This is a genomic window from Gilvimarinus japonicus (assembly GCF_042847215.1).
In the GTDB taxonomy this organism is placed as follows: domain Bacteria; phylum Pseudomonadota; class Gammaproteobacteria; order Pseudomonadales; family Cellvibrionaceae; genus Gilvimarinus; species Gilvimarinus japonicus.
Map to the genome: position 1 here is coordinate 2,632,053 of NZ_AP031500.1, position 14,619 is coordinate 2,646,671.

The following is a 14,619-nucleotide window of genomic DNA, read 5'->3' on the forward strand; positions in this document are numbered from 1 at the left end:
ACGCCGATGCACTCAGCGAAAATCCATGCGGCCTAATCGCCTAATTTGCTGGTTTTTGCGGCCATAATAAAATCGTTTTTATGTAACCCTTTGATCTTATGGGTCCACCAATCCACCGTCACCTTGCCATACTCGGTTACAATTTTGGGGTGGTGCTGAACCTCTTCGGCCAAATCACCAACCTGATTGGTAAAGGTTAAAGCCTCGGCAAAGTTTTTAAACTCAAACTCCCGCGTCAACACCGGAATACCTTCGACAGACTTTACCGTCCACCCGGGTACATCAGTGGCGTGTTTGTCGATTTCCGTTTTCGTCAGCTTTGCTGCATCGGCGCTGCACGCCTCGCAGGTTTGCTCGTGTAATGCAGACATAATCAATCTCCTATCATTTGGATTCACTAGTTGCGACACCCCGATAAACGGTACGTTCCTGCCACGCCCAAAGGCGTGGCAGCCGCGATATTAGCTAACCTTCACCACACCCTCTTCTATCTTGGCACGCCATACCTGTGGACCGGTTTTGTGAACCGACTCACCTTTGCTATCAACCGCGACTGTGACGGGCATATCTTTAACATCAAACTCGTAGATTGCCTCCATCCCCAACTCCGGAAAGCCCAACACTTTTGCTGATTTAATTGCTTGTGCCACTAAATATGCGGCGCCGCCAACGGCCATCAGATAAACCGATTCATTGTCGCGAATAGCCTCAATTGCAATAGGACCACGCTCGGCTTTACCGATCATGCCCAGCAAACCCGTTTCTTCCAGCATAGTGCGAGTAAACTTGTCCATGCGTGTTGCCGTGGTCGGCCCCGCTGGCCCTACCACCTCGTCGCGCACCGGGTCGACCGGCCCTACGTAGTAGATAAAGCGCCCGGTCATATCCACGGGTAATGTCTCACCTTTGGCGAGCATATCGGTCATTTTTTTATGCGCGGCGTCGCGGCCGGTGAGCATTTTTCCCGACAGCAAAATAGTATCACCCGGCTGCCACTGTTTAACGTCTTCGGCCGTAACCGTATCCAGATTTACGCGACGCACGGTATCGGACACTTCCCAGCTGATCTCTGGCCAATCATCCAGCGAAGGCGGGGTCTGCAGCGCCGGCCCATCCCCCTCAAGGGTAAAGTGAGCGTGTCGGGTGGCGGCGCAGTTGGGGATAATCGCGACCGCTTTGTTGGCCGCGTGGGTGGGATAATCTTTAACCTTAACGTCCAGTACGGTGGTCAGGCCGCCCAAGCCTTGCGCACCAATCCCTAAACGGTTTACTTTGTCGTATAACTCTAAGCGCAGCTCTTCACTGCGATTATCCGCGCCACGCGCTTGCAGCTCCTGAATATCAACCGGATCCAGCAGTGCTTCTTTGGCCAACAGCATGGCTTTTTCGGCGGTGCCGCCAATACCAATGCCCAACATACCTGGTGGACACCAGCCCGCGCCCATTTTTGGCACCATATCCAGCACCCAATCAACCACCGAATCAGAGGGGTTAAGCATGGCGAACTTCGTTTTTGCCTCACTGCCCCCGCCTTTGGCGGCCACGTGCACATCGACTGTGTTGCCGGGCACGATATTGTAATGAATCACCGCCGGGGTATTATCACCGGTATTTTTACGCGCACCATCCGGATCTTCCAAAATAGAAGCGCGCAATACGTTATCGGGGTTATTGTAGGCGCGGCGCACGCCCTCGTTGACCATATCGGTCACGCCTTGGCTAGCATCCCACTGTACATCCATGCCCACCTCTACAAAGACGGTAACAATGCCAGTATCCTGGCAAATGGGGCGATGTCCCATGGCACACATACGCGAATTGATTAAAATTTGCGCCATGGCGTCTTTCGCGGCGGGGTTAGCTTCACGCTCGTAAGCTTGGTGGACAGCCTGGATAAAATCGACGGGGTGGTAATAAGAAATAAACTGCAGGGCGTCGGCGACGCTCTCGATAAAATCGGCTTCTTTAATCACGGTAGTCATAGCAAAATCTCTGGGGTATGGATCTTTGCCGGCAATTTTACACCAATCTCCAAAGTAACACTAAGCCGCACCATCTACGATACGCACTGAGCTTTAATGAGCTGGCTACACAGATTAATGCCGACGACTCGCTCCCCGTAACTTGCGTAGAGATCCTTGCCCAGAGGCAAAACTACACGAGCCATTTAGCGGGAGGGTGCATAACGTCAAAGTATCTTACACACTATGCGCCTAGATAAGGCTGCGATCAGGACACGCCCCTCAGTAGATAACCAAGGAGGCGCCCGACGCTGTACGCATTATGTACATGGCACGAGCGCCACGAAAAACAATCAACTTAATGCGTTACGGCGCCGTTACCGACCCGCCAGAGGCATTACTGATTTGCCGTTTGAGCTGCAAGATATCGTTGTTGGTATTGCGGCGGTAGGCATCGATGGCGGCGACTGCCTCTTCGTTGGTCTTAACCCTAGTTGCCAAATCCCTTAGCCCGGGTAACTGCTGGGACACGCGTTGCACGTCAATGCTCAAGCTTGCGATTTGATCGGCGCTGGATTTCAGCTTGGCAACCGCCTCGTTTGCCTGGGTCAGCTGGGCCGTCAATTTATCGAGCTGGGCTTGCAACTCGCGCTTCACACCGTTGGCGCTGGCACTGGCACTCGCGGCGCTTTTCTCGACCGCGCTTAACTGCCGCTTCACTGAGGCCAAGGCATCCTCGTTAGCAACGATTCTCTTGCGGTTGGTATCTTGCGATACCCCCCAAAGCTTACGGATCTCGGAGTCCGCCCACTGCAATTTGTCCTGGATTTCATCCACAGTTTGACTGGACTGATCCGAATTTAAATTAAGTCGGGTTTCTAGGCCGGCGATACGATGCTCAGCATCGGCCAGCTCTTTTTGGGATTCGGTTAATTGCCACATTAGATAACCACTACCACCTACGCCAGCAATAGCAACCAACAATGCCAACACAGCAACGGCACCTGGCCCTTGTCGCTCATCGGATGGCGGTGGTGGTGGCGGTGGACGATGCGCAGCCGATGCACGATTGGCACCTGCGCGCGGTACGGGTTGATCGTCATGCTCGTCACGGTCGGGGATCACTCCCCCCAGAGTGGGCTCTTTGCGTTCCATAAGGGTCCTATACTGCAAATCTAATAGTCACAACAACGCATGAAATCATCATGCCAATGAATATGGTAGTGGTTATAACAGTTATGGCAGTAAAAAAGAAGGGATGTTCCTGCGATACAAAAAACGCCGGCATTGCCGGCGTTTTTTGTGACAAGGGCTGGTTTACAGCACATAAACACAGCACTTGCTCGTACAATAAAACAACAACTTAGGCAAAGTTGGCGTTAACAAATTCCCAGTTAACCAGTGCCCAGAACGCGTCCATGTACTTCGGACGAGCGTTGCGATAATCAATGTAGTACGCGTGCTCCCACACATCAACGGTCAGCAACGGGGTTACTGAATCGTCAGTCAGCGGGGTTTCAGCGTTCGAGGTGTTAACAATGGCCACAGAACCGTCGGCTTTTTTCACCAGCCAAGTCCAGCCCGAACCAAAATTACCCACAGCTTGCGCGGTAAACTCTTCTTTGAACTTGTCAAAAGAGCCAAACGCTGCATCGATTGCGCTGGCCACCGAACCGCTAGCGGCGCCGCCACCGTTGGGGCTCAGGCAGTGCCAGTAAAAGGTGTGGTTCCAAATTTGTGCCGCGTTGTTAAACACACCACCTTTAGAAGTTTTAACCACCTCTTCCAGAGTTTTGCCTTCAAACTCAGTGCCTGGTACCGCAGCGTTGAGCTTATCAACGTAGGTTTTGTGGTGTTTGCCGTAATGGAATTCTAAGGTCTCTTCAGAGATGTGTGGAGCCAAAGCATCTTTTGCGTAGGGCAGTTCCGGTAATTCAAAAGCCATAACGTTCTCCTTAAGTACACGGGTAAAAAGCTACACGGTTAAAATTCTGCACGATAAAAGGTACACCGTGAAAAAACTACACCAGTCTCGGCCGGTATTTGTAAGATTTGTCATCGATGGGACTTGCTATCGATGCTTATACAGATAAAGCAATTGTGAGGCCATAACTATCGCCTCTTAAAAAATAAAGGCACCTACCAAGTAGGTGCCTTTAGTGGGGCTGGGCTTACATCATGCCGCCCATGCCACCCATACCGCCCATGCCGCCCATATCAGGCGCGCCACCGGCACCGCCTTCGTCAGGCTTGTCAGCAACCATGGCTTCGGTGGTAATCATCAAACCGGCCACCGAACCTGCCGCTTGCAATGCGGTACGGGTTACTTTCGCCGGATCAAGGATACCCATTTCCAGCATATCGCCGTATTCACCAGTAGCGGCGTTAAAGCCGAAGTTACCTTCACCTTTACGAACCACGTCGGCCACCACAGAGGCTTCTTCACCGGCGTTGGTGACGATTTGACGCAGAGGCGCTTCCATCGCACGACGAGCGATCGCGATACCGGCATCTTGCTCTTCGTTGTCACCTTTCAGATCCATAATAGCGGCCACAGCGCGTAACAAGGCGGTACCACCACCAGGCACAACGCCCTCTTCTACCGCAGCGCGAGTCGCGTGTAGAGCATCTTCAACGCGCGCTTTTTTCTCTTTCATTTCCATCTCAGTGGCTGCACCAACTTTGATCACAGCAACACCGCCGGCCAACTTGGCCACGCGCTCTTGCAGTTTTTCGCGATCATAATCAGATGAAGTCTCTTCGATCTGAGTGCGGATTTGACCTACACGCGACTCAATTTCTTGAGCGTTACCGGCGCCATCGACAATGGTGGTGTTCTCTTTGCTCATGGTCACGCGCTTAGCGGTACCCAAGTGCTCGAGCGTCACGTTCTCTAGGTCCAGACCAACTTCTTCGCTGATTACAGTGCCGCCAGTCAGTACGGCGATGTCTTGCAGCATGGCTTTACGGCGATCACCAAAGCCCGGCGCTTTACACGCTGATACTTTAACAATACCGCGCATGTTGTTTACCACCAAGGTGGCCAGCGCTTCGCCTTCTACGTCTTCGGCAACAATCACTAACGGCTTGCCAGACTTAGCAACCGCTTCTAGGGTTGGCAACAGCTCGCGGATGTTGGAGATTTTTTTATCGACCAGCAACACGTAAGGCGCGTCTTGCTCAACCATCATGTTGTCTTGGTTGGTGATAAAGTAAGGGGATAAGTAACCGCGATCAAACTGCATACCTTCAACGACGTCTAGCTCGTTCTCAAGGCTGGTGCCTTCTTCAACGGTGATCACACCCTCTTTGCCCACTTTGGCCATCGCTTCGGCAATAATATCGCCGATGTGCGAATCGCTATTGGCCGAGATAGTACCCACCTGAGCAATCGCTTTAGGGGTATCGCAAGGTTGCGCAATAGACTGAATGTGAGCAACCGCCGCGATCACGGCTTTGTCGATGCCGCGCTTCAGATCCATCGGGTTCATGCCCGCAGCCACTGATTTTAAACCTTCATTAACAATGGATTGCGCCAATACCGTCGCGGTAGTGGTACCGTCACCGGCATCGTCAGACGCTTTAGAGGCAACCTCTTTCACCATCTGCGCGCCCATGTTCTCAAACTTGTCTTCCAGGCTGATTTCTTTAGCCACAGAAACACCATCTTTGGTGACAGTCGGTGCACCAAAAGATTTCTCTAACACCACGTTGCGGCCCTTGGGCCCCAAGGTTGCTTTTACGGCATCAGCCAGAATGTTAACGCCTTTTGCCATACGCTGACGGGCGCTATCACCAAATTTCACTTCTTTAGCAGACATAATTCAATTCCTTGCAATAAATCGTTCAACAACACGTTAAGGGGGGTATCTTAAGCAAGTACGGCTTTGATATCGCCTTCGCTCAAAATCACCAACTCTTCACCTTCAACTTCGATGGTGTCGCTGCCGGCGTATTTGCCGAATACAACGGTGTCACCCACTTTCACGTCTACCGGACGAACCTCACCGTTATCCAGCACGCGGCCATTACCTACTGCCACAACTTCACCTTGATTGGGCTTTTCTTTGGCAGAGCCTGGCAAAACAATACCACCAGCGGTCGTTTGCTCTTCTTCCTTGCGGCGAACCACAACGCGATCATGTAACGGACGAATATTCATGGACTTCTATCTCCAACTAACAGATGTAGTAACAAAAGGTAGTAACAACAATGTCAAACCCGGGTTACCCCGGACCTTTGCCGAACCGGCAAAAATTCGGATATTGCGCGCAGCCATCGCCACACACTTGCGAACTTGCTCAAAAGGTGGGGTTGGCCACTGAGTATTTCAATGGCTCAAACAGGAAAAAAGCAAAAAAAGCAGAGGTTTTGCAAGGATTTAGTCTAGACCACACCAAGGCGATCACTTTTTAGGCAGTGAGGGGTCGTTTTTTACGTCGTCAGTACGGCTAAACTCGCCATCGTAAACATCACCATCGGCCGGGTGAGTAGGCCCGGCCCAGCTGGGGTTCATGCTTGCACCCCCTACTACAATGCGCTTACCCAGAGCGTTAAACAACGCGTGCCGACAAGCGGGTATCAACAAAACAAAACCTAGGGTATCGGTAAAAAAGCCCGGGGTTAACAGCATCGCACCGGCAAAAGCCAGCATAATACCCTCTACCATCTCCCTTGCAGGCATTTGCCCCTGCTGCATGCGACCGCGGGCGCGCATCAGTGTCGCCAGCCCTTGCCAGCGCAGCAGCAACACGCCAAAAACGGCGGTCAATACCACCAGCGCCACCGTGGGCATCGCCCCAATCCGGCTACCCACCTGAATAAACAGGCCAATCTCCAACAGTGGAACAACAATAAAAAGAATAAAGAATATCGGCATCTGGGCTCTCCGGTGTGCTCGGTTTAATAGCGTTGAAGCGCTACCACTCGTAACTTACCCCCACCATCAGGCGGGTGTCTTCGCGTTCTTTGTCTTGCTGCGGTTGGTTGTCGATGTTGTAATCGACCTTGACCTCAGAGTACAAACTACCCGCCAGCAAGGTGCTCAGCCCGGTCCCTGAGGTCAGGCGCCAATCACTGCTGTCTTCGAGTGATCGGGTGATTTCATTTTCATGGAAAAACGATACGCCAAAAGGCAGCAGATAGCGGAAGTTAGTTCCCAAGCGTAAAGCAAACCGTTCATTCACTTCACTAAAGTCATCTTCTGGCTCATCGGGTATCTCGTACTTTTCGTTCAAGTACGTGAGCCCGGCAGTAAGCGCTAGGGCGGTATCTGAGTTTTCCCAAAACTGATAACCGGTACCACTACCTAACGTGTAGTACTGTTCAACACCGCGGGACTCATCGGCGCCAACGGAGACATCATTGGTCCAGAACCAGCGCTCGCGGAAAAACCAATCTAGCGTGTAGCGCCCCAGCCACAGCTCATCGGGCGCTTCGCGATCAGAAGAGTAGCTGGCGTATTCAATATTGGCGTTGTGACGAAACTCACTGCGGCGATACTCGATATGGGTCTTCATCTTTATATCGCTGCGAATGTCGTTGCCCTCGGCAAAAAAGCCCGACAGGCCAAACTTACCTCGATAAGTATACTCGCCTTCGATATGACTCTCGAACGGCAGCATGATCTCAAGCGACGCCAAGGGCACACTGCGTTGATCCGGGTCCCCCCCACAGGAGTAAAACAAGTACTCCTGTTTCATACCGTCGATCAAGCACGGTGTCGCACTGCCACTTAATTTCATTGGCATAGTCGTGCTGATGTTTTTGATTTTAGAACGGGCTATTTTCACATCGCCAAAATTACTACTGCCCCACACCAGTGACTCGCCATCGAGCTTAACAAAGTCCCCCTCCAGACGGTCGCCATTAAACAACTCGACGAACCCCGCCTGCGCCGCACTCGCGTTAAGCAATAAAAGTACAATGAGTCCCAGTTTTTTCACACTCGCAACCACTCTCGCATTACACTAATTCAAACGAGCTAACGCATCCCACATTAGCTTTATTCAAGGAATTCTTATGCGATCCATGCAGACGCCTCAACTTACTGACAAGCCGCCCGATCCGTTTTACACGGCACTTTACACTGTACTGGCCCGGGTACCCGCAGGGCGAGTTATCACCTACGGCCAGTTGGCCGCACTGGCGGGCCGCCCTGGCGCGGCCCGCTGGGCCGGCAGGCTATTGCGCGCCCTGCCAAACGACACCCAATTGCCTTGGCACCGGGTCGTGGCGGCTAGCGGCAAGCTGTCACTGCCAGCCGGCTCCGACGCGGCCAATCGTCAACGCACACGGCTTGAGGCCGAAGGCGTCGTGTTTCGGGGCGAGCGTATTCGGCTTGCGCATTATCGCTGGCTTGCCGAGTAACCGCCCCGTCAACGGGCTGAGGGCTCACGATCTGGCTGAGGGCGCTCTACCCGGTCGCGCTGATGGCTCTCGCGATCAGGTTTAAGCTGACGCCCAATCACCAGCAACAATATTAGCCCCGGCATCACCATCACCGCCGTCAACACAAAAAATAACGCCCAGTTACCGCCCAGCCAATCGACCAAGGTACCACTGCCAGAGGCCAAAGTGGTTCTGCCTAAGTTGCCAAGCGACGCCAGCAGCGCGTATTGCGCGCCCGAAAACGCGCGGCCGGTAAGCCAGGTAAGCAACGAGACAAACGCCACCGTCGAAAAAGCCGCACAAAAGTTATCGACGACAATCGCCGCCATAAATAGTCTTTCATCGGGGCCGGTTACGGCAATCCAGGCAAACATTAAGTTGCTAGCGGCCATGGCCACACCGCCAATAAACAAGCCGCGTACAATACCGTAACGAATATTGATGGTGCTGCCCAGCAAAGTAAAACCGACCGTTAACCCCCAGCCGATCAACTTTGAATAGTGGGCAATATCTTCATTGGAGAAGCCGATCTCGCGGTAAAACACAATCGACATACGCCCTAAAAACGCCTCGCCAATCTTAAACAAAAAGACAAACAGCAGTATCGACACCGCCAGGCGCCATCCGTTGCGCCGAAAGAAATCAGCAAACGGCTCAATCACCGTCACGCTCAGCCACACCAAGATACGATCAATACGCCCACTGCCCGCCTTTAGCGCGCCGGCATAGCGCAACTGCGCCGCCGCTTGCAGCTGCTCGCGGTCCGTCACCGGCTCGCGCACGAGCAAGGTAAACACCATCAATAACGCCATCACCAGCGCCATCCACAAATACACGCCCGACCAACCGACCGCATCGGCATTGGCAAAAGCCAAATAGCCCGGCAGAGAATAGCCCGTCCACCAACCGATAATACTCACCGCCGACGCTGCCGGAACCCGGCCGGCATCACTGCCGATAATTTCAATACGGTAAGCATCTATCGCGATATCGTGAGTGGCAGAGCAAATGGCAATACCCAAGGCTAAAATACCCGTCCACAGCAAACTGACGGCGGGCTGAGTACCAACCACCCCCACAATCAGCAGTAGCATCAAACCTTGCAGGCAAAAAATCCAGCTGCGACGCAGCCCTAAACGGCGAGTAAAAAACGGCAATTGCACCCTATCGAGCAGCGGCGCCCACAAAAAATTGATAGCGTAAACGACGAACACAGCGCCGATCAGCCCTACCTCGGCGCGCGAGATGCCGGCATCGGTTAGCCAGCCGGTTAAATTAGAGCCAATTAAAACGAAGGGGAAACCAGACGAACAGCCCAGTAAAAATACATACAGCAGGCGAATATCGCGGTATTGCTTAAATGCCGCAAGCCAAGGATGGGCTGCAGCGGTACTGGTTTTTTGCATAGCCCGGGCCGGTTGCTCAAATGCGCAACGTTAGCAGAAATCGGCCCAGGGCGCAGCATTGCTACTCAACCGTTAGCGCCGCACCTGCAAAGTTTCGTAAAAAGCCGCCAATGACACCAACAGCCCACCGACTATTGTCGCAACGGTAGGCACACTGCCAAGTAGTAACAACGCATAAAGTACGCCGTAAACCGGTTGCATACACGAGACCAAGCCGACAGTTTTGGGCCGTAAAAAACGCAAAGAATAACCCAGTAACGTATGGGCAACCGCTGTAAACACGACCCCGAGCAACAGCACCAGGCCGATGTCCGCCACTTGCGGCAACTCTCCCACCAACAACAATGCCGGGGCAATCATCACGGCAGTAATGGCGGTTTGATACGCGAGTGAGCGAGCCGCGCTTACATCGCTAAACCAGTGCCCCAGCAAGATATTGCGCAAGGCAAACAACAGCGCCGAGAGCAACCCCCACAGCACACCCTGAGTTCCGTTATTGGCTAAATCAAACTCGGGCACAAGCAAGTAAATACCCAGCAGCACTAACAGACCACTGACTAAGTCGCGCCAATTAAGCCGAATACGGGTAAAGAAGGGTTCGAGAAAGACGGTCATCACCGGGTAGGCAAACAATGCAATCATACCGATGGCAACGCTGGATACCTGCATTGCCTGAAAGTAGGTAATCCAGTGTAGGCCAAGTAATAAGCCCAACACCAGCATGCGACCATAAGCGCGGGCGCCGCTAAGACGAATTGTACCCTCGCGCCACTGTACCCACGCAAACAACACCAGCGCGGCAATCGCGGTTCGGTAACCGGTAATCTCCCACGCGGGCAAATCGATAATCCGCGCAAAGATGCCGGTCGCGCCCATGAGCACGACCGTCAGGTGCAAGGTAAACATTGCCGAACGAGCGCTATGCATAAATTTGGGGACGAGCCCGGCCCGCCATCACAAAGACATTATACGATCAGCGCGAAGAGCGATGACCACCTCGCGGACCACGGCTATTACCCCGGCTCGGACCGCGCTTATGACTGCCCCCGCCACTGCGCGACGAGCGATCACTACTGCTGCGGCGCGGCGCTGGCGCCATCGGCGGCATCTCGGCCAACAGCGCCTCGGGCGGCTGCTCACAGGGCAATGGCTTGCCTAGCAACTGCTGAATCGGCTCCAACAAAAAGGCGTCGTCTTCACAAGCAAAACTAATAGACGTGCCGCTATTGCCCGCGCGGCCAGTGCGGCCAATCCGGTGAACGTAATCTTCGGGCTCCTCCGGCAAGGTAAAGTTCACCACATGACTGATACCATCGATATGAATCCCGCGGCCGGCAACATCGGTTGCAACCAGCACCTTAATGGCGCCATCTTTAAAGGCGTTAAGGGTGGACACGCGCTTATTCTGGGCGATCTCGCCAGACAGCAAGCCGACTTTAATACCGTGGCGCTTGAGCTTATCTTCTAGCCGGCGGCATTCGTCACGGCGGTTGGCGAATACAATCATGCTCTCGACCGACTCATCTTGGATCAAATTGTAGAGCAAGGTGTATTTTTCATCGGTGCTGGCCAGATACACATATTGGGTTACTGTATCGGTGGCCACGCTTTCCGGCTCGATCACAATGGTCTCGGGATTATTGGTCCACTGATCCACCAAGCGGTGCACTTCATCGGTAAAGGTGGCCGAGAAGAACAAGGTTTGACGCTCTTCGCGGCGCGGTGTTTGCCGCACAATTTGCCGCACCTGCGGAATAAAACCCATATCCAACATGCGGTCGGCTTCATCGATCACCATGATCTCGAGCTGATCCAAGTGCACATCTTTATTGCGACAAAAGTCCAACAAACGCCCCGGTGTCGCCACCAGAATATCCACCAAGCTATCGTTGAGACGCCGTTGCTGTTTGCCGTAATCCATACCACCCACCAAGGTATGCACTTGCAGGTCAGTGTATTTACACAGCAGCTCGGCGTCTTCCGCGATTTGCATCACCAGCTCACGGGTCGGTGCAATCACCAGCGCTCGCGCCTCACCGGCGTAGCGCTGCTCCTCTAAGGGGTGCTTCAATAAATCTTCAATAATCGCCGTTAAAAAGGCGGCGGTTTTCCCTGTCCCTGTCTGGGCCTTACCCACCACATCGCGCCCTTTTAGGGCGAAGGGCAACGACTGCCCCTGAATCGGCGAACAGTACTCAAAGCCTAAGTCAGCAATGGCATGCATCAGATCGTTATCTAAGTGGAAGTCATGGAAACGCACTTTGCCTGGCACTTCCGGGACCGGAAACTGAGAGATATCCCAAGGCTGCTTGGGCGGGCGCTTAGCGCTTTTGCCCGAGCGCTCCCGGCTGGAGCTAGTATTCTTAGGCGCGCGCGTATCGGCGCTATCTTTGCTGGAGGCCTTACCATCACGCTTATTGCGGTTATTTGCCCCACCTTTGCTATCGCCCGATTTAGGCTTGGCGTTGGTTTTATCGCCCGGCTTATCTTTAGGGCCGCGCGCGGTCTTGGGCGCGTCGGCGTCTTGATTGGGTTTTGCCGTTTGCTTCGGCGAGCTGTCGCCACCGACAATCTTTTTGAACAGCTTTGCGATCAAAATAGAACACCTGTTGATTAAAATGTGGGCGGAGTATACACGATTACGCCGCTATTAGCCCTTTACGGGCGCTAAAGCCTCGCATAGTGACGTGCCCCGCGCCCCCCAGCGAGACTGTGCTAAGCCCTTTAAAGCGGCTATGATTACGCTCTGAAACTAGGGAGCTTTTTAACATGCGTATTAGTGTATTACAGCACGTGCCGTTTGAGGGCATCGGCAGCATGGCCGATGAGTTTGCCGCGCGGGGGTATTGCATTACTACCCACCACCTGTACCGCAACGAGCCATTGCCAGAACAAGATGAGTTTGATTGGCTAGTGGTTATGGGCGGCCCCATGAATGTCGACGATACCGCGCAGTATCCGTGGCTCACCGCCGAGAAGCATCTTATTGCCACGGCGATAAGTGGTGGTAAGCGGGTATTAGGGATATGCCTCGGGGCACAATTGATTGCGCGCGCGCTGGGTGCGCCGGTCACGCCCGGCCGCCACCGAGAGATCGGTTGGCACCCGATACAAGGGGTGCCAACGCGCTCGATTTACGGTCCTTTATTCGCCAGCAATCCAACAGTGTTTCACTGGCACGGGGACACCTTTGCCCTCCCCCAAGGAGCACTGCCGCTAGCCGCCAGCGAGGCCTGCGAACAGCAAGCCTTTGCCTTTGGCACACGGGTTCTTGCCCTGCAATTTCACCTAGAGACAACAACCGACTCGGCCCAGGCGTTACTTAAACACTGTGGCGATGAACTGGACGGCAGCCGCTATGTGCAATCGGCGGACGCCATTACCGGCTCCGCTGAGCAATTTGCGGCGATCCGGGTATTAATGGCGCACGCCATAGAGATCATGGCTAATGCCGATATTGAGTGAACCACCGGCGCCGTCATCGCTCGCGAGCGGCGCCTATGACACTTTATGACGCGGTCTGAGTTTGGTAGTCCATGGTATAGCGCGTTTTTTGCGCCGCGCGCACCAATAACCGACTATTACTTGCCGAGTCCGGGTAGTTACTGTACCCCAACGACCACTGACCGTAAGACGGCGCGTATTTGATTTGGCCAACTGTGCGCTTTAGCTGGGCAAACGTATTCGCCAAGGTATTATTGCTAAGCTCGGGCACAAGAGCGATAAACCCAGAACTACTGTAACGCGCCAACTCACTGGCATCACCCAGCCCGCTGCGGACAGCCCCGGCAAACTCCTGAGCCATTTGCTGCGCCGCCTGCTCGCCCAGGGCATTGCTTAAATCACGATAACCATTCATTTCAATGTAAAGCAAACTAAAACGGCTATGTTGCGTTGCCATCTTTTGCATTAACAGCTGTTCAAAGCGAGTGCGATTGGCAAGCCCAGTGGCTTGATCGACAAACGCATTTTCAATGACTTTATCGTGAGCCTGAGCGGCGCTACGGCGCTCACTTTCGGCTTGTTTAAAATCGCGATACGCGACAATCAGTGCCAACAACAACACAATACTGGCGACAATCGCCGTGGGAATACCCATCCACTGCCCTTGCAATGTATTGCTCTGTGCGGCCATGGAGTTCATTGGATAACTTGCCGCCGCCATACCGGTATAGTGCATACCGCAAATAGCCGCTCCCATCACTAAAGCGGCCACACCCTTTACCGCCATGGCGTATTTGGCAGGCACCACTCGCACTTGGCGACAGATAACCAACGCCGCCCCCGAAGCCACCACAGCAATCACCGCCGAGATAGCCACGATAAGCGCGTCATATTGAATTTGCGGGTCCATACGCATGGCGTACATACCGCCGTAGTGCATCGCGCAAATACCCGCCCCCATAATCACCGCACTGGCGACAATACTCAGGGCGCTGACATTAGGCCGGGTAATCACATACAGCGCCAGTGCCGACGCCAATACCGCGGGAACCCACGACAAAACCGTCAAGGGCGCGCTAAAGCTCATGGTCATGCCCGCGGGCATCGTGTAGGCACTCATACCCACAAAGTGCATCGACCAAATGCCCGAACCCAAGCAGACAGCACCCATACCCAGCCAAAATTTGCGGCCGGCACCGTCGTGCATACTAAAAATTCGCGTGCCAAAATAAATCGCGGTGTAAGCGGCTATAACAGCCACACAATACGAGGCAAAAACCAGCGTTAGGTTATAACTACCTGACATAATAGGGTTCCAATAGCGGTACAAAATTTAAAGGCTGGCGATTTTACGCGCCAAAGTGAACAAAAGATCACCGAAAAATGTAAACTTATGTAAACAAAGCTACGTATTCGGT

At 53.5% G+C, this 14,619-nt stretch carries 14 protein-coding genes; 2 read left to right on the forward strand and 12 right to left on the reverse strand.

The features are described 5' to 3' along the window. Positions 1 to 32: 32 nt before the first annotated feature. The 8 genes from ACGHAD_RS11265 to ACGHAD_RS11300 form a co-directional block, all read right to left on the reverse strand. Entirely contained in the window at positions 33 to 371 is a 339-nt protein-coding gene (locus ACGHAD_RS11265) for a 4a-hydroxytetrahydrobiopterin dehydratase (RefSeq protein WP_339614760.1), read from the reverse strand. A 90-nt stretch (positions 372 to 461) separates the two neighbouring features. Next, entirely contained in the window at positions 462 to 1,982 is a 1,521-nt protein-coding gene (locus tag ACGHAD_RS11270) for a fumarate hydratase (protein ID WP_339614759.1), read from the reverse strand. 345 nt (positions 1,983 to 2,327) lie between these two features. After that, positions 2,328 to 3,116, reverse strand: coding sequence for a hypothetical protein (locus ACGHAD_RS11275; RefSeq protein WP_339614758.1), 789 nt, complete (start codon positions 3,114 to 3,116; stop codon positions 2,328 to 2,330). A gap of 208 nt (positions 3,117 to 3,324) precedes the next feature. Beyond that, positions 3,325 to 3,906, reverse strand: coding sequence for a Fe-Mn family superoxide dismutase (locus ACGHAD_RS11280; protein ID WP_339614757.1), 582 nt, complete (start codon positions 3,904 to 3,906; stop codon positions 3,325 to 3,327). Positions 3,907 to 4,132: 226 nt separating this feature from the next. Next, positions 4,133 to 5,782: a chaperonin GroEL gene (gene groL, locus ACGHAD_RS11285; protein ID WP_382417564.1), complete on the reverse strand. Its 1,650-nt coding sequence runs from the start codon at positions 5,780 to 5,782 to the stop codon at positions 4,133 to 4,135. 50 nt (positions 5,783 to 5,832) lie between these two features. Then, on the reverse strand, positions 5,833 to 6,123 hold the full coding sequence (groES, locus tag ACGHAD_RS11290; protein ID WP_339614755.1) for a co-chaperone GroES: 291 nt from the start codon (positions 6,121 to 6,123) through the stop codon (positions 5,833 to 5,835). A 243-nt stretch (positions 6,124 to 6,366) separates the two neighbouring features. After that, positions 6,367 to 6,840, reverse strand: a complete 474-nt coding sequence (locus ACGHAD_RS11295) for an FxsA family protein (RefSeq protein WP_382417566.1) — start codon at positions 6,838 to 6,840, stop codon at positions 6,367 to 6,369. A gap of 40 nt (positions 6,841 to 6,880) precedes the next feature. Then, positions 6,881 to 7,906 carry a DUF481 domain-containing protein gene (locus tag ACGHAD_RS11300; protein ID WP_382417568.1) on the reverse strand — a complete coding sequence of 342 codons (1,026 nt, stop codon included), beginning with the start codon at positions 7,904 to 7,906 and terminating at the stop codon, positions 6,881 to 6,883. Between the two features lie 85 nt (positions 7,907 to 7,991). Between ACGHAD_RS11300 and ACGHAD_RS11305 the strand changes: the two genes are divergently transcribed. Beyond that, complete coding sequence (locus ACGHAD_RS11305) at positions 7,992 to 8,330, forward strand: MGMT family protein (protein WP_382417675.1); 339 nt, start codon at positions 7,992 to 7,994, stop codon at positions 8,328 to 8,330. Between the two features lie 8 nt (positions 8,331 to 8,338). Here ACGHAD_RS11305 and ACGHAD_RS11310 read toward each other — a convergent pair whose 3' ends face one another. The 3 genes from ACGHAD_RS11310 to rhlB form a co-directional block, all read right to left on the reverse strand. After that, complete coding sequence (locus ACGHAD_RS11310; protein ID WP_382417570.1) at positions 8,339 to 9,757, reverse strand: AmpG family muropeptide MFS transporter; 1,419 nt, start codon at positions 9,755 to 9,757, stop codon at positions 8,339 to 8,341. Positions 9,758 to 9,829: 72 nt separating this feature from the next. Then, the gene (locus ACGHAD_RS11315) at positions 9,830 to 10,684 is read right to left on the reverse strand and encodes a DMT family transporter (protein WP_382417572.1); all 855 of its coding nucleotides are present in this window, start codon (positions 10,682 to 10,684) and stop codon (positions 9,830 to 9,832) included. A gap of 46 nt (positions 10,685 to 10,730) precedes the next feature. Continuing rightward, positions 10,731 to 12,353: an ATP-dependent RNA helicase RhlB gene (rhlB, locus tag ACGHAD_RS11320; RefSeq protein ID WP_382417574.1), complete on the reverse strand. Its 1,623-nt coding sequence runs from the start codon at positions 12,351 to 12,353 to the stop codon at positions 10,731 to 10,733. A 173-nt stretch (positions 12,354 to 12,526) separates the two neighbouring features. Here rhlB and ACGHAD_RS11325 point away from each other — a divergent pair, with 173 nt between their 5' ends. After that, positions 12,527 to 13,222, forward strand: coding sequence for a type 1 glutamine amidotransferase (locus ACGHAD_RS11325; protein ID WP_382417576.1), 696 nt, complete (start codon positions 12,527 to 12,529; stop codon positions 13,220 to 13,222). Between the two features lie 43 nt (positions 13,223 to 13,265). Here the strand turns inward: ACGHAD_RS11325 and ACGHAD_RS11330 are convergent, their stop codons facing one another. Beyond that, positions 13,266 to 14,507 (reverse strand): MHYT domain-containing protein, encoded by a 1,242-nt coding sequence (locus ACGHAD_RS11330; protein ID WP_382417578.1) that lies wholly within the window; start codon positions 14,505 to 14,507, stop codon positions 13,266 to 13,268. Positions 14,508 to 14,619 lie beyond the last annotated feature (112 nt).